The sequence below is a fragment of the Actinoplanes sp. CA-252034 genome (assembly GCF_050956125.1).
Classification (GTDB): Bacteria; Actinomycetota; Actinomycetes; order Mycobacteriales; family Micromonosporaceae; genus Actinoplanes.
On the sequence record NZ_CP191846.1, the window covers coordinates 5,131,544 to 5,146,388 of the forward strand.

The 14,845-nt window shown below is 72.3% G+C and carries 16 protein-coding genes; 11 read left to right on the top strand and 5 right to left on the bottom strand.

Annotated elements, in window-relative coordinates; translation table 11 throughout:
• The first annotated feature begins 106 nt into the window (after positions 1 to 106).
• Positions 107 to 619 (top strand): GNAT family N-acetyltransferase, encoded by a 513-nt coding sequence (locus tag ACQPZW_RS23370; protein ID WP_433797060.1) that lies wholly within the window; start codon positions 107 to 109, stop codon positions 617 to 619.
• 100 nt (positions 620 to 719) lie between these two features.
• On the opposite strand, the gene ACQPZW_RS23375 is transcribed toward ACQPZW_RS23370, so the two are convergent.
• Entirely contained in the window at positions 720 to 1,601 is an 882-nt protein-coding gene (locus ACQPZW_RS23375) for an LLM class flavin-dependent oxidoreductase (protein WP_433797061.1), read from the bottom strand.
• A gap of 61 nt (positions 1,602 to 1,662) precedes the next feature.
• Between ACQPZW_RS23375 and ACQPZW_RS23380 the strand changes: the two genes are divergently transcribed.
• Genes ACQPZW_RS23380 through ACQPZW_RS23400 form a run of 5 tightly spaced genes read left to right on the top strand, consistent with a single transcriptional unit; the run spans position 1,663 to position 6,668 of the window.
• On the top strand, positions 1,663 to 2,517 hold the full coding sequence (locus ACQPZW_RS23380) for a hypothetical protein (RefSeq protein ID WP_433797062.1): 855 nt from the start codon (positions 1,663 to 1,665) through the stop codon (positions 2,515 to 2,517).
• Positions 2,517 to 3,080, top strand: a complete 564-nt coding sequence (locus tag ACQPZW_RS23385; RefSeq protein WP_433797063.1) for a DUF4129 domain-containing protein — start codon at positions 2,517 to 2,519, stop codon at positions 3,078 to 3,080. The genes ACQPZW_RS23380 and ACQPZW_RS23385 overlap by 1 nt, the downstream gene beginning before the upstream one ends.
• The gene (locus ACQPZW_RS23390; protein WP_433797064.1) at positions 3,077 to 4,396 is read left to right on the top strand and encodes a DUF4350 domain-containing protein; all 1,320 of its coding nucleotides are present in this window, start codon (positions 3,077 to 3,079) and stop codon (positions 4,394 to 4,396) included. Before ACQPZW_RS23385 ends, ACQPZW_RS23390 begins: the two co-directional genes overlap by 4 nt.
• Positions 4,393 to 5,355, top strand: a complete 963-nt coding sequence (locus ACQPZW_RS23395; RefSeq protein WP_433797065.1) for an AAA family ATPase — start codon at positions 4,393 to 4,395, stop codon at positions 5,353 to 5,355. Before ACQPZW_RS23390 ends, ACQPZW_RS23395 begins: the two co-directional genes overlap by 4 nt.
• Positions 5,355 to 6,668, top strand: a complete 1,314-nt coding sequence (locus ACQPZW_RS23400; RefSeq protein WP_433797066.1) for a DUF58 domain-containing protein — start codon at positions 5,355 to 5,357, stop codon at positions 6,666 to 6,668. The genes ACQPZW_RS23395 and ACQPZW_RS23400 overlap by 1 nt, the downstream gene beginning before the upstream one ends.
• Here the strand turns inward: ACQPZW_RS23400 and ACQPZW_RS23405 are convergent.
• On the bottom strand, positions 6,635 to 7,597 hold the full coding sequence (locus ACQPZW_RS23405) for a stage II sporulation protein M (RefSeq protein ID WP_433797067.1): 963 nt from the start codon (positions 7,595 to 7,597) through the stop codon (positions 6,635 to 6,637). The two genes, ACQPZW_RS23400 and ACQPZW_RS23405, sit on opposite strands and share 34 nt — an antisense overlap.
• Positions 7,598 to 7,620: 23 nt before the next feature.
• Here ACQPZW_RS23405 and ACQPZW_RS23410 point away from each other — a divergent pair, with 23 nt between their 5' ends.
• Positions 7,621 to 8,469 (top strand): RDD family protein, encoded by an 849-nt coding sequence (locus tag ACQPZW_RS23410; RefSeq protein WP_433797068.1) that lies wholly within the window; start codon positions 7,621 to 7,623, stop codon positions 8,467 to 8,469.
• A gap of 84 nt (positions 8,470 to 8,553) precedes the next feature.
• Positions 8,554 to 9,564: a questin oxidase family protein gene (locus tag ACQPZW_RS23415; protein ID WP_433797603.1), complete on the top strand. Its 1,011-nt coding sequence runs from the start codon at positions 8,554 to 8,556 to the stop codon at positions 9,562 to 9,564.
• 19 nt (positions 9,565 to 9,583) lie between these two features.
• On the opposite strand, the gene ACQPZW_RS23420 is transcribed toward ACQPZW_RS23415, so the two are convergent.
• On the bottom strand, positions 9,584 to 11,110 hold the full coding sequence (locus tag ACQPZW_RS23420; RefSeq protein WP_433797069.1) for an FG-GAP-like repeat-containing protein: 1,527 nt from the start codon (positions 11,108 to 11,110) through the stop codon (positions 9,584 to 9,586).
• 126 nt (positions 11,111 to 11,236) lie between these two features.
• Between ACQPZW_RS23420 and ACQPZW_RS23425 the strand changes: the two genes are divergently transcribed.
• The 3 genes from ACQPZW_RS23425 (at position 11,237) to ACQPZW_RS23435 (ending at position 12,688) form a co-directional block, all read left to right on the top strand.
• A complete protein-coding gene (locus ACQPZW_RS23425) occupies positions 11,237 to 11,416 on the top strand; it encodes a hypothetical protein (RefSeq protein WP_433797070.1) in 180 nt (59 codons plus the stop codon).
• Positions 11,413 to 11,823 (top strand): hypothetical protein, encoded by a 411-nt coding sequence (locus ACQPZW_RS23430; protein WP_433797071.1) that lies wholly within the window; start codon positions 11,413 to 11,415, stop codon positions 11,821 to 11,823. Before ACQPZW_RS23425 ends, ACQPZW_RS23430 begins: the two co-directional genes overlap by 4 nt.
• Before the next feature lie 133 nt (positions 11,824 to 11,956).
• Positions 11,957 to 12,688 (top strand): alpha/beta hydrolase family protein, encoded by a 732-nt coding sequence (locus ACQPZW_RS23435; protein ID WP_433797072.1) that lies wholly within the window; start codon positions 11,957 to 11,959, stop codon positions 12,686 to 12,688.
• 48 nt (positions 12,689 to 12,736) lie between these two features.
• On the opposite strand, the gene ACQPZW_RS23440 is transcribed toward ACQPZW_RS23435, so the two are convergent.
• Both ACQPZW_RS23440 and ACQPZW_RS23445 read right to left on the bottom strand, forming a co-directional pair.
• Positions 12,737 to 13,831: a DUF808 domain-containing protein gene (locus ACQPZW_RS23440; RefSeq protein WP_433797073.1), complete on the bottom strand. Its 1,095-nt coding sequence runs from the start codon at positions 13,829 to 13,831 to the stop codon at positions 12,737 to 12,739.
• Between the two features lie 231 nt (positions 13,832 to 14,062).
• A complete protein-coding gene (locus ACQPZW_RS23445; protein ID WP_433797604.1) occupies positions 14,063 to 14,569 on the bottom strand; it encodes an AAA family ATPase in 507 nt (168 codons plus the stop codon).
• Between the last annotated feature and the right edge of the window lie 276 nt (positions 14,570 to 14,845).

The window sequence follows — 14,845 nt, forward strand, 5'->3', positions numbered from 1 at the left end:
ACGCGGTCCGCCACCGACTCGCCCGGATCCCCACCGGCACGTCCCGCGGCAGGCGACACCCCCCCGTGTTAGCGTCAGGCCCCTTCGGCTCGCGAAACGGACATCCATGACGACCTGGACCACCCGCCCCGAAACAGCCGCGGACCTCCCGGCCGTCCACGCCGTCGTCACGGCAGCATTCCCCACCGCCGCCGAAGCCCACCTCGTCGACGCGCTGCGCACCGACACCCAAGCCTGGATCGACGGACTCTCCATGCTGGCCGTCGACGCCCACGGCACGGTGACCGGGCACGCACTGCTCACCCGCTGCCACATCGGCGCAGCGCCGGCCCTCGCCCTGGCCCCCTGCGCCGTGCTGCCCGCGGCCCAGCGCACCGGCGCCGGCAGCGCCGCCATCCGGGCCGTGCTCGGCGCCGCCCGCGACCGCCGACAGGAGAACCTGGTCGTCGTGCTCGGGCACGCCGCCTACTACCCGCGGTTCGGATTCAGCCGCGCCGGCGGGTTCGGGATCCAGGCCCCGATCGACGTGCCCGACGACGCCCTGATGGCGCTCGCCCTCGACCCGCGACAGCCGGTCCCCGCCGGAACGATCCGCTGGGCGACCGCGTTCGGGATCTGATCGGCACGCACCGCCCGCCGCCCCGGCGGTCGCGTTGGGGCCGTGACGCACCGCCTGCCTCGCGGGGACAGCCACGCCGGCCCGGCGTGGGCCGTACCCCTCAGGCTTTGACGATCTGCAGAATCGTGTCGAGGGCCTTGAGTTTCTCCGCGCCCGTGCCCAACAGCCCATCCGGGATGATCAACTCGTCGAGGCCCAGCTCACGGTAACCCTCGACGGCCGCCGCAATCGCCGCGGGCGACCCGCCGTAGACCGGCGCCGCAAGATCGGCCGGCAGCGGACCGTCCACCACGACCAGCGCCTGCGCCGTGCGCTTGACCGCCGACCGGTCCCGGCCGACCGTCGCGCAGTGCCCGTCGAGGACCCGCGACTTGTGCGCGATCAGCTCCGGCAGGCCCCACGCGTTCCACTCGTCGGCATACTCGGCGACCACCTTCAACATCCGCTTCTCGCCCTTGGCACCGATCAGGATCGGCAGCGGGTCCTGCACCGGCTTCGGGTCGCAGGTCGCGTCGGTGAGCCGGTAGTGCTCGCCGTGGAACGTGGTCACCGGCGTACGCAACAACCCCCGCAGCACCTGCAGCGCCTCCACGAACCGGTCCAGCAGCACCGTGACCGGCGGAAGATCGATACCGTACTGGGCGTGCTCGTTGACCTGCCAGCCCGCGCCGACCCCGAGGACGAACCGGCCGCCGGTGATGTGGTCGACGGTCGCGGCCATGTTGGCCACCACCGCCGGATGCCGGTAGGTGTTGCCGTAGACCAGCGTGCCCACCCGCACCCGCGGCACCGCCGCACCCAACGCCGCGACCAGCGAGCCCGCCTCCAGCACCGGCAGATCCACCGGCGCACCGACCGGCTCGTTGGCCATGAAGTGATCGGCGATCCACACCCCGTCCCAGCCGGTCCCGGCCGCGTGCGCGGCCGTCTGCAGGATGTCGGCGTACGGCTGGGCGGCACTGGGCCAGATCGAGAGTCGCATGCCGGCAACCATGCCAGACCGGACGCCGGGACCCGCGCGTGGTTCACCTAGGATGCCCGCCATGCGGGTGGACGGGGAAACGGGGATCATCCCGCTGCGGGCGATGACCGCGGGAGAGATCCTGGACGCGGCGGTGGCGCTGTTACGCCGGCACGCCGCACCGCTGCTCACCCTGTCACTGGCCCTGTCCGCGCTCGAGCAGCTGCTGCTGGCGAAGGTGCGCACCTTCTCCAGCGCCGGCGGGCTGGTCTTCCACTTCTGGCGCATCAAGTCCGAGCAGATCGACTGGGTGCCGGCCGTGGCCGCCGGACTGGCCGGCGAGGCGTTCATCATCGCCGTCCTCGGCGCCTGCGCGGGCGCCGCCGCCGGCCCGGCCCTGCTCGGCCGCCCACTCAGCGGCCGGCAACTGCTGCGACGCGCCCGGCCGCTGCCGGCGCTGCTGCTCGCCCTGACCCTGGCCGCGCTCACCTTCGGGGCGGCGGTCGCCGGATTCATCGGCGTGATCTTCGTCTACGGTCTGGCCGGCATGGCGACCGCGGTGCTGACCGTCGACCGGACCGCCAACCCGTTCACCGCCATGGGCCGCGCCGTGGGCCGCGCCACCCGCACCGGGATGCGCGGGGTGTTCCTGCGGCTGCTCGGCTACCTGGTGTGGCTGGCCATCCGGCTCGCCCTGGGCACCGGCTGGATCGTCACCGCCGACATGATCGCCCCGGTCACCGGCGGCGCCTGGTGGGTCACCTGGGCCGTCCCGGTCAGCTGGGCACTGGCCAACGCGGTCGCCTACGCCGCCCTGGCCTGCCTCGACGCCGTGCTGCTGCTGGAGATCAGAATCCGCACCGAAGGCCTCGACATCAGCGTCAACCGGGCCCGCAGCCTCGGCACCGACCCGGCACACGCGCTGGTGGTGCGCTGATGAGAGCCTACGACGAACTGGTCGGCCGGATCTTCGAGATCGTGTCGCCGCCGGTGCTGCTGCTCCTGCTGCTGGCCGTCACCGCCCTGACCGCCGCCCTCTGGTACTGGTATCCGGCCTGGATCCCCCGCCGCCTGCCCCGCTTCTCGCTGCCGACCTGGCGCCGCCGCCGCAAACCGAGACGCGAGAAGAGCACCCCGTCACGCCCCGCCACCACACCCGCCAAGAAAACCGACACCACCCCTGCCGCGGCGCCGGTGGGCTCGCTCGCCGACCGGCTCGCCGCCGAAGGCCGCTACGCCGAAGCCATCCGCGAACGCCTGCGCGACACCGTCACCGACCTCACCCGCGCCGGCCTGATCGACCCCGACCCCGGCACCACCGCCGCCGAACTGACCACCGAAGCCGGCGCCGGCCGCCCCGCCGTCGGGCCCGCCCTGTCCGGCGCCACCGGCCTGTTCTCCGAAGTCTGGTACGGCCACCGCCCCGCCGGCCCACCCGAGGACGAACGGATGCGCCACCTGACCGCCGAGGTCCGCAACGGACTCGGAGGCGACCGATGAGACGCCGGCTGCGCGCCGTGATCCCGTTCGCCGTCCTCACCGCCCTGATCACCGGCACCCTGATCGTCCACGCCATCGAGCAACCCGACGACGACGACCCCGACTACCTGACCCCGCAACAGACCGACGGCATCAGCGGCGGCACCCTGGCCCAACGGCTGCGCGCCCGCGGCATCACCGTCGACCGCGTCACCAGCACCGCCGCCGCCGTCGAGGCCATCGGCGGCGACCGGGTCACCGTCTTCGTCGCCACCCCCGACCTGGCCGACCTGCCCCGCCTGCGGACCCTGCCCGCCGGCAGCGACGTCGTCGCCGTCGACCCGTCCGCCGCGGCGCTGCGCCGCAGCGGCTGGCCCGCCGAGGTCGCCGCCACCCACTGGACCACCACGACCACCGACCCGGCCTGCGCCGACCCGATCGCCGTCGACGCCGGCCCGGCCGCCGTGCGCAAGAGCGAGTACGCCGTCACCCGCGGCAGCCTCTGCTACGGCGGCGCCGTCGCGACCTTCCCCGCCGGCACCCACACCGTCACCCTCGTCGGCTCCCCCGACCCGTTCCGCGACGACCGGATCAGCGAACACGGCAACGCCGCCCTCGCCGTCGGCCTGCTCGCCCGCCACGACCGGGTCGTCTGGATCGACGTCCACGAACGCGACCGCCCGTCACCGTCACCCACCGCCACCCGCACCACGACGCCGCCACCGCCGGGCTACACCGACGACCCGCCGGCACGCACCCCCACACCCGGCGGCAGCGGCCGGCCGGCAACCGAAGGGCAGGGCGAACCCGGCGGCGGCGCACCCGGCGGACCGGGCGGCGGTGGACCCGGCGGACCCGGCGGCGGCGACGACCGGCAGCAGTCCGGCGGCCTGCCCGACGACCCGCTGGTCCGCAGCCTGCCACCGGCCCTGCTGGCCACCCTCATCCTGCTCGCGCTGATCCTGCTCGCCCTGGCCGCCGCCGCGGCCCGCCGGCTGGGCACACCGGTCGCCGAACCGCTGCCGTCGAAGGTCCCCGCCAACGAGACCATGCTCGGCCACGCCCGCCTCTACCAGCGCGCCCGCGCCCGCGAAGCATCCCTGAGCATCCTTCGCGCCCACGCCCGCCGCCGACTCACCACCCACCTCGGCCTGCCCCCGGACGCCGACAGTGAGCAGATCGCCACCCACGCCGGCCTACCGGTCCGCTACGTTCGCGACATCCTCGACGGCGACGCCCCGGGCAGCAACGCCGACCTGGTCGAATCCGCCACCCTGCTGCAACGCCTGGTCCGCGACGTGACCACCCCACCGCCCGTTGAAGGAGAGCAGTCGTGACAACCGATTCCCACCAGGCCCGCGAAGCTCTGGGCCGGCTGCGCACCGAGGTCGGCAAAGCCGTCGTCGGCCAGGACGCGGTCGTCGGCGGGGTGCTCGTCGCGTTGCTCTGCGGCGGGCACGTGCTGCTCGAAGGCGTCCCCGGCGTCGCCAAGACCCTGCTCGTCCGCGCCCTGTCGGCAGCACTGGACCTCGACACCAAACGCGTCCAGTTCACCCCCGACCTGATGCCCGGCGACGTCACCGGCTCCCTGATCTACGACGCGCACAGCGCCGCGTTCAACTTCCGCGCCGGACCGGTGTTCACCAACCTGCTGCTCGCCGACGAGATCAACCGGACCCCACCGAAAACCCAGGCCGCCCTGCTGGAAGCCATGGAGGAACGCCAGGTCACCATCGACGGCAGCCCCCGCCCCCTGCCGCAGCCGTTCCTGGTCGCCGCCACCCAGAACCCGATCGAGTACGAGGGCACCTACCCGCTGCCCGAAGCCCAACTCGACCGGTTCCTGCTGAAACTGTCCGTCCCGCTGCCCCAGCGCGAGGAGGAGCTCGGCATCCTGCGCGCCCACCACCACGGCTTCGACCCCCGCGACCTCAAGTCCGCCGGCGTCACCGCCGTCGCCGGGCCCGCCGACCTGATGGCCGGACGCCACGCCGTGCAACGCGTCGCCGTCGCCGAACCGGTACTGGCCTACATCGTCGACCTGTGCCGGGCCACCCGCAGCGCCCCCGCCCTCGAACTGGGCGCCTCCCCCCGCGGCGCGACCGCCCTGCTCGCCGTGTCGAAAGCCAACGCGTGGCTGCACGGACGCGACTACGTACTGCCCGACGACGTCAAGGCGTTCACCGTGCCCACCCTGCGGCACCGGATCCGGCTGCGCGCCGACGCCGAGCTCGACGGCGCCACCGTCGAAGGTGTCCTCGCCACGGTCCTGGCCGCCGTGCCCGCACCCCGCTGATGCTCACCCACCGGTTCGCGGTGCTGCTGGCGCTCGGGCTGCCGTTCACCGCCCTGACCCCGCAACCCTGGTACGCCCTGGCCGCCGTCGTCACCGTGACCACGCTGCTGGCCCTGGCCGACGCGGCGATCGCCGGACCGCTGACCGGGCTGCGGCTGCACCGCGACGGCGACCGCACCGTGTGGCTCGGCACCGACGCCCGGGTCGTGCTCACCGTCGCCAACACCGGCCCCCGCACGGTACGCCTGCACCTGCGCGACAGCTGGGTGCCGTCAGCCGGGGCCGGGCCACTGCTCCACACCGCCACCCTGCCCCCGGGCAGCGAACACCCGTTCACCACCACCCTCACCCCGACCCGGCACGGCGACCGGCCCGCCGTACGCGTCACCCTGCGCTCGGCCGGCCCGCTCGGACTGGCCTACCGGCAGCGGCGCCGCGCCTTCGACGAGCGGCAGACCCCCGCCTGGACACTGCGGGTGCTGCCCCGCTTCCCGTCGCGGCGGGTACTGCCGGAGAAACTGGCCCGCCTGCGCGTGGTCGACGGCAGCGTCGTGACCCGCGGCCGCGGCCACGGCACCGAGTTCGACGCGCTACGCGAATACGTGATCGGCGACGACGTCCGCTCGATCGACTGGCGCGCCAGCGCCCGCGCCTCCGACGTGGTCGTCCGCACCTGGCGCCCCGAACGCGACCGGCGCGTGTTCTGCGTGCTCGACACCGGCCGGACCTCGGCCGTGCTGATCGGCGACGCGCCCCGCCTGGACGCCTCCATCGACGCCGCCCTACTGCTGTCGGTCCTGGCCACCCGCGCCGACGACCGCGTCGACCTGCTCGCCCTCGACGCGAAGGTCCGCACCCGCATCGAAGGCGGCGGCAACCGCAAACTGCCCCGCCTCATCGACGCCATGGCCTCCCTGCACCCGCAACTCGCCGAAACCGACTTCACCCTGCTCGGCCAGGAGATGCTGCGCCGCGACCGCAAACGCGCCCTCCTGGTGATCTTCACCGCGCTCGACACCGCCCCGATGATCGCCGGGCTGCTGCCGCTGCTGCCCCGGCTCACGGCCCGGCACAAGGTGATCGTCGCCGCCGTCCGCGACCCACTGGTCAGTCGCCTGGCCGACCTGCCCGACAACGCCGGCCCCGCCGACGTGCACCGCGCCGCAGCCGCCCAGCGGGTGCTGGCCGAACGCGACCGGGTCCGTGACGTGCTCGCCCACTCCGGAGCGACCGTCGTCGACGCCGACGCCGACACCTTCGCCGGCAAGGTCGCCGACGTCTACCTGCTGCTCAAAGCCTCCGGCCGGCTCTGAACCACCCGGCCCCACACCAGCGCATAGCCCAGAAACAGCAGCCACAGCACCGCCCCGATACCGACGCGCACCGCCGGCGGCAGCCCCGACGGCGTCACATACGCCTCCAGCACACCCGACACCAGCAACACGACCACCAGCCCCACCGCGACGACCATGCCCTCGCGCGCCCACCGCACCAGCGACTCCCGGCGCGTCATCAACGGACCCGGCGCGATCCACGACCAGCCGATCCGCAACCCCACCCCACCACCGATGAAGATCGCCGTCAGCTCCAGGAAACCGTGCGGGGCGATGTAGGTCAGATAGATGTCACCGGCCCCGGCGTCGAACATCGCCGCACCCATCATCGCGATACCGATCAGATTGCTGCCCAGCAGATAGAACACCGGCAGGATCAGCACCCCCGACGCCAGGCACTGCGCGGCCAGCATCGCGTTGTTCACCCACACCGCGCTGAAGAACGTCTCCGCCCGGTACTCGCTGTAGTAGCCGACGAACTGCTCCACCAGCCGCGCCTCGTCCGGATGCGCCCCGAACCAGGCCTCCAGCACCGCCGGATACCGCTGCACATGCGCGATCAGCGCCCACGCCGCGGCGACCATCACCACCATCACCGTCAGCCACCACCGACGCGTGCGGTACAACGCCGCCGGCAGGTCCACGACGAAGAACGCCGCCACCGGCCGCCACGACATCCGCTCACTACGGTTGATCGCCGCCCGCCCGGCCAGCACCAACCGCGACAGGTCGGCCAGCACCACCGCGTCCGGCGTACGGCTACGCACGATCGACAGGTGCGTCGCGGCCCGCTGATACAGCAGCACCATCTCGTCGATCTCCGCCGTGTTCAGCCGGCGCCGCCCGACCAGCACCTCCAGTCGCCGCCACTCACCGCCGTGCTCGGCCACGTACGCATCGAGATCCACCCTCGCAGCCTAGAGGGCCCATCGTGTTGACTGTCCGGGTGCTCACCACCGCCGAAGCCGTCGAGATCGACGTGCGCCCCGCCCGCCTCGGGTCCCGCGCGATCGCCCTGATGGTCGACATCCTCATGCAGGTGATCGTCTTCGGCTTCCTCACCGCGGTGTACCTCATCGCCCTGGACATACTGCCCGAGTGGTACGGCGAGCTGATCCGCCCCGACACCGCCTACCTACTCGGCGTCGCCATCGTCACCGTCGGCTACCCCACCGCGATCGAGACGCTCACCAACGGCCGCAGCGTCGGCAAGAAGGTCATGGGACTGCGCGTCATCCGTGAGGACGGCGGCCCGATCCGCGCCCGGCACGCCTTCACCCGCGCCCTGATCGGCCTCGCCGTCGAATGGCCCGGCCTGCTGCTGCCGCTGGTCACCTGGGCCGGAAGCCTGGCCACCATGATCGCCTCCCAGCGCGGCCGCCGCCTCGGCGACCTCGCCGCCGGCACCCTGGTCGTCCACGAACGCCGCCCGGTGCCCTGGAACCTGGTCCCCGGCATGCCCGCCGGGCTCGCGCCCTGGGCCGCCGACGCCGACCTGTCCGCCGTCGACGACGACCTGGCCGAGGCGATCCGCCAGTTCACCGCCCGCTCGTTCAACTTCGCCGAACCGTACCGCTCCGCCCTCGGCCAGAGCCTGCACGCCGAAGCCAAAGCCAAGGTCACCCCGCCACCACCACCCGGCACCCCACCATGGCTGTTCCTGGTCGCCGTCCTCGCCGAACGCCGCCGCCGCTCCGCGGCGCAACTGGCCGCCACCCGAGCCGTCACCCAACGCGTCCTGCCCGGCTTCGGCCAACTCCCGGCCGGCACCCGACGATGAAACCCCGTCGCCGTCGCGCACGTCGCCACCGCACTTCCGGTTGACCTCAACCAAGGTTGAACGACGACGCTGGACACCATGACCGTGACGATCCTCGACGAAGCCCTCGACCGGCTACGCGACACCGGCCCGGAACGCGACGGCTGGCTGTCCAACCACGCACCGATGGCCGTCGAAGCCCTCGTGCACACCGGGCACGGCGATCGGGTGCACCGATGGATCGACGACTACGCCGGCCGCCTCGAACAACGACCCCGCGGCATCGCCCGGATCCACCCCGACCAGTGGCGCGACCCGCTCGGCGACCCCGTCCGCACCGGCGACTGGCTCGACCTGTTCGACACCGAGCTACGCGCCGACCCCTGGCGGCAGGTACTGCTGCGCTGGTGGCCGCGACTACTGCCGGGCATCGCCGCCGGCGCCACCCACGGCGTCATCCGGGTCGGCCACGCCGTCCGGGCGCTACAGGCGGCCGAAACACCGGCGCGGGTCACCGAACTCGGTCAGGGACTGGCCTACTGGGCGGCCCGCTGGCAGCCGCTCGCCCCCGCCGGTGCCGGCCCCTACCCGTCGGCCGACCCGAGAGCCGCCCTCGACGCGGTGCCACGGATACCGGACCAGCGGTTCGGGATCCGGCACCGGCTGGCCCAGCTCGCCGACCTGCCCCGCTGGCCGTCCGTGCCCGACGCGGGCGCCGCCACCACCCAGGCACGGCTGTTCGCCGTGGTCGCGGCGGCCGCCCGACGCCACGGCGAATACGGCCACGGCAGCCCGGTGATGATGGTGCACGCCGTCACCGCACCCAACGCGGTCCGGCGCGTCCTACCCGTACTGCCCGAATCGATGTGGCCGGCGAGCCTCGCCGCCGCCTGGGCCGCGACAGCGGCGATCACCGCCGCCTACACCCCGGCCGACGCGCGCCCGCTGCCGCCGCCGCGCCCCGGGCTCACCGTCGTCGACCTGGCCGACCGGGCCGCGGCCACCGGCGACCCGCACGCCATCAAGTACGCCGACGCGGTCGCCGACGTACTGGCCGCCGCCCCCGATCCGGTGCTGCTGACGGCCGCGCTGCGCAGCGTCGACGACCTGGCGTGACGCCGCGCAGCCGCGGTGCTCAGCCGATCGCGCCGTAGCCGGCGAACGCGCCGCCGGTGGGCCACATCGCCGCGTACGACGTCAGCTTGCCCGCCCCGTTGCCCGGGAACAGCAGCATGTCGTTGTTGTTGTTGATCGCCGCGATGTCCAGCTTGCCATCGGTGTTGAAGTCACCGGCGGCGATGCCCTTGTAGTTGACGAACGCGCCACCGGTGGGCCACATCGCCGCGTACGACGTCAGCTTGCCCGCCCCGTTGCCGGGGAACAGCAGCATGTCGTTGTTGTTGTTGATCGCCGCGATGTCGAACCTGCCGTCACCGTTGAAATCTCCCGAGGTGATCGCCTTGTAGTTGACGAACGCCCCACCGGTCGGCCACATCGCCGCGTAGGTGCTCAACTTGCCCGTACCGTTGCCGGGGAAGAACAGCATGTCGTTGTTGTTGTTGATCCCGGCCAGGTCCAGGTTGCCGTCACCGTTGAAGTCACCGGCCGTGATCGCCTTGTAGTTCGCGAACGCCGCGGTGCCGGGCCACATCGCCGTGTACCCCAGCAGCTTGCCCGCGCCGTCGCCCGGGAAGAACAGCAGGTCGTTGGTCCGGTTGATGCCGGCCAGGTCGGCTTTGCCGTCGTTGTTGAAGTCGCCGGTGGCGATGCCCTTGTAGCCGGTCCACGCGCCGCTGCCGGGCCACATCGCCGCATACGACGGCAGCTTGCCCGCGCCGTCACCCGGGAACAGCAGCAGATTCTGGTTCTGGTTGATCGCCGCGACGTCCGGGTTGCCGTCACTGTTGAAGTCACCGCGCGGCTTGATCTCGGCCGCGGTCTGCGCCACCCAGGAGGCGATGTCGTCGACCCGGGTCTGCGTACCCCCGGCCGTGGCGTCGGCCGGCGCGCGCAGGCAGCCGCCCTGGCCACCCTCGGCGGTGATCGCTGCCAGCTCGAACCCGCCGGCCACGGCACGCAGCCCTGGCCCGCCGGCGTCACCCTTGCACGGCCCGGCCTGCCCGGCGGTACTCGGCGCGATGCTGGTCACCGCCGCACCCACCGCCGACACCACGAAGGTCCCCAGATGCGCCTGCTCCGGCACCCACGTGGTGGCGGTCCGCCCGTACCCGATGACCGACAGCGTCTCCCCGGCCACCGGCGCCGTCGTCGCGACCTTGACCGGGGTGACACCGAGCGCCGAGGTGGCGAGCTTGACCAGCACCACGTCGCGGCTCGCGTGCGGCACCACCCGCGTCGCACCACGGGCCGTGCCGGCGACGGTGACCGTGGTCGCCACCTTCGGCGCCCCGTCGACCACCGCCTGCCCGCCGGCCTCGAAACACGACTTGGCGGTGATCACCCAGCGGGTGTTCACCAGTGCACCGGTGCAGGCGAACCCGGACCCGGGCGTGCCCACGACCACCTTGGCCAGATACGGATGAACGGCCGGATCAACCGCGGTCCCACCGACCGCCGCGACCGGAACCTCGAACAGCACCGCACCGACCGACACGGCAGCCACCACCCCGCCGACCAGCCGTCTCCGTGACCCTGCGCGCATCAGAACGTCCCCCATGACCAGCCCACCGGCATAGACACAACCGAATATCGACGCTGGGCACGATACACGGGCGGGCCGACACGGTGGTCACCCGCGAATCCCACCCGGGCCCGCTAGAATTCCGGCGTGACCGACGACGCCGACACCCCCGACGTCCCGCCCAGCCACCAGTTCGCGGCGCTGTTGGGCCTGCCCGCGCCGCAACCGTTCGACGATGCCGAGGAACGCGCCTACCAGCAGTGGCTGACCGACGGCGACGCCCAGGTCGAGGCGGTCCTGGCCCGCCGCCGGCACCGCGCCGCGTGATCCAGGTCCGCCCGCGCATCCTCGACGCGTCCGCCCTGGTCGAGTTGTTCTCCGGCCATCCCCGCCTGATGCGGCTGCTCGACGACGCCGACGCCGGCGACCGGTTCGTCATCGTGCCGACCCTGGCGATCGCCGAGGCCCAGGCCGTGCTCAACGCCCGCCAGTCACACTGGGACCGCATCCTCGGCGTGCGCAGCCTGCTCACCATCGACCTGAGCCCGCACGTCGCCGTCGAGATCGGCCGTCTCGCCGCGCCCCGCCTACGCCGGCCCACGGTGCTCGCACCCCTGGTCGGGCCACTGATGGCCGCACAGGTGCTCCACGAAGCGCAAATGCTCAACGGCGTCATCGTCACCCGCGTGCCGGAGGCCTACGGCGGACACGACGTCGCCGTCCAGACGATCTGATAGGTTCGCTCACGCCGTGCGCCACGACGACCCGAGGAGGTGAGACCGATCAACGCTGCAACCGATCGGGACTCCCCGCCTCGCATGGTCCGGGGAGTGCCATCCAGGCATCTCCGAAAGGCCTCGATCACTCGTGCGCTCACTCTCCACGTCGTCGGCTGACGGCGTACAACAGCTGATCTTCTCCGTCGCGGACGTCCCCGCCGCCCTCTGGACGCCGCAGGGCGCCACCGGCGCCCGCCCGCTGATCCTGATCGGTCATGGCGGCGGCCAGCACAAGACCGCCCCCGCCGTGCTGCACCGGGCCCACCGTTTCGTCGCCGACCTCGGCGCGGCGGTCGTCAGCATCGACGTCCCCGGCCACGGCGACCGGCCGGTCCACCCCGACTTCCACGCCGCCGCCACCGCCAACCAGGCCCGCATCGACGCCGGCGAGGACCTGATCACGCTGCTCACCGCATTCCAGGCGACGGTCGCCGAACAGACCGTCCCGGAATGGCGGGCGGTGCTCGACGCCGTCCAGACCCTCGATCACGTCGGCGCCGGCCCGGTCGGCTACTGGGGCGTGTCGCTGGGCTGCGGGCTCGGCGTGCCGTTCGTGGCGGCCGAGCCGCGGGTCCGCGCCGCCGTGCTGGGCCTGGGCAGCGGCCTGGCCAACGCCGGCGACGCCGCCCGGATCACCGTGCCGGTCGAGTTCCTCATCCAGTGGGACGACGAGCGGGTCCCCCGGGAGCAGAGCCTGGCGCTGTACGACACGTTCGCGTCACCGGAGAAGACCCTGCACGCCAACCCGGGCCTGCACTCCGATCGTCTACCCGACCACGAGCTCGACAGCACCGTCCGCTTCTTCGCCCGCCACCTATGACACGAGGGCCCGGCACCGATGTCGGTGCCGGGCCCTCATCGGGCATCGTTACTTCGTCTGCCCCGGCTCAACCGACGGCGGGGAGCCGGCGTCGGCCTGCTGCACCGGCTCGGTCGTCTTCCCGGTCTCGCTGTGCGCCTCGGCCTTGCCCTGGGCCTCGGTCTCGCCGAGCGCTTCAGTCTTGCCGTGCGCCTCGGACTTGCCGTCAGCCTCGGTTTTGCCGTGCGACTTGCGGTGGAACGTCAGCGCCATGAACGCCACGATCAGCGCGCCGATCGCCAGACCCACGATCGCGCTGGCCAGCGTGTTGGTGAACCATCCGAACACACCGCCGAGCGCCCCGGTCGCGCCGTGCACGGCATCCTCCATGTCATGAACGATCGAGTAGGGCCCGTGCCAGCCCAACTCGTCCGCCCCGACCAGCAGGATGTGCCCGCCGACCCACAGCATCGCCGCCGTGCCGATCACGCTCAGCCCGGTCAGCACCTTGGGCATCGCCTTGACCAGGCCACGGCCGAACTTGGCGACACCCTTGCCCGGCTTCTCAGCCAGGCGCAGGCCGACGTCGTCCATCTTGACGATCAGGCCGACCGCCCCGTACACCAGCACCGTCATGATCACCGCAACGATCGACAGGATGATCAACCGCGACCAGAAGGTCTCGCTGGCGACCTCGTTCAACGAGATCACCATGATCTCCGCCGACAGGATCAGGTCGGTCCGGATCGCGCCCGCGACCAGCGTCTTCTCGTCGGTCCGCTCCTCCTCGCCGGCACCGTGGTCGGAGTGGGCGATCCGCTCCCAGATCTTCTCGGCACCCTCGTAACACAGATACGCCCCACCGATCATCAACAACGGCGTCAGCAGCACCGGCAGGAACTGACTGAGCACCAGGATCACCGGCAGGATGATCAGGAACTTGTTACGCAACGACCCGAGGGCGATGCGCTTGACGATCGGGATCTCCCGCTCGGCGGCCAGGCCGCGCACATACTGCGGGGTGACGGCGGCATCGTCGATCACCACACCGGCGGCCTTGGCCCCGGCCTTGGCGGCGGCGACCCCCACGTCATCGACGGATGCGGCCGCCGCACGCGCCAGCACCGCGATATCGTCCAGCAGGGCTGCGAGTCCAGCGCTCAAGGAAGAGGTCCCTTCAAGTCGAAATGCTTTCGTGCACGCTCATTCTCGTCCAGCGGGGCGACCGGCGCATGACCCACCCTGGGTTAGCGCCCGAGCGTGCGTCCCGCGCCGGCGGACACCGAGGTCGCCGGCACCCGTCCGGCCACCGCCTTGTCCGCCCCGACCGGATCCCAAACCTCGACATGCCCAGGATCGGGCAGCTCCACGCGGTCGAGGAACAGATCGTCGGCATCAGGTCTGCGGCCACCGCCCGGCAACCCACTGCGGCCAGCCGTCCCAGCCCGGCGGCGGCCCGGGAATCACCGACCCCGCATCCAACTCGGCGGCATCCGGCTCCTGGAACCACCGCCGCCACCCGTCGAGGTCGGCGTCACTCATCGGGAACGTGGTCTCCGGCGCCGTCGCCTGCCGATACGCGACCCGCGCCCGCTGCACCTCCGGGCTGACCGGCAGATACACCACCTGGCAGGCCGCACCCTCCGACGCCGCCAGCCACCGCAACGCCGACCGCTCGTCACGGCCCCACAGCCCGAAATCGAGCACCACATTCGTACCCACCCGCAGCGCCTGCAGCGCCACGGCGATCAGCCGGCCCTCCAGCACATCGCGTTTCCCACCGGCGTCGTGGTCACCGAACAGCGCGATCATCCACTCGTCCGGAGTCAACCGCAACGCGCGATGCGCGACCGCCAACCGCCGCGCGCGCCTGGTCTTCCCCGCCCCCGGCAGGCCGACCATCAAGAACAACTCCGGCGGTACGGGCGACCGACGCCCGTTCTCAGGCAGGCCGGACTGAAGCTCAGAATCGTGAGACACCACATGCTTCCCGAAATCGTCCCCGACGAACCGGCAGCACGCACGAGCACGTCAACAGGCTGCCGGACGGACACCGATCCGGCGGGACGGCCACGACACCCGCCCTCAGGGCAGGCGCGTCAGAACAACCGTGACACCGCCGTCAAGCGGCAGCGCGAGTCAACATGCAGCCGAAGCACCCCATGGCGTCACCCTATC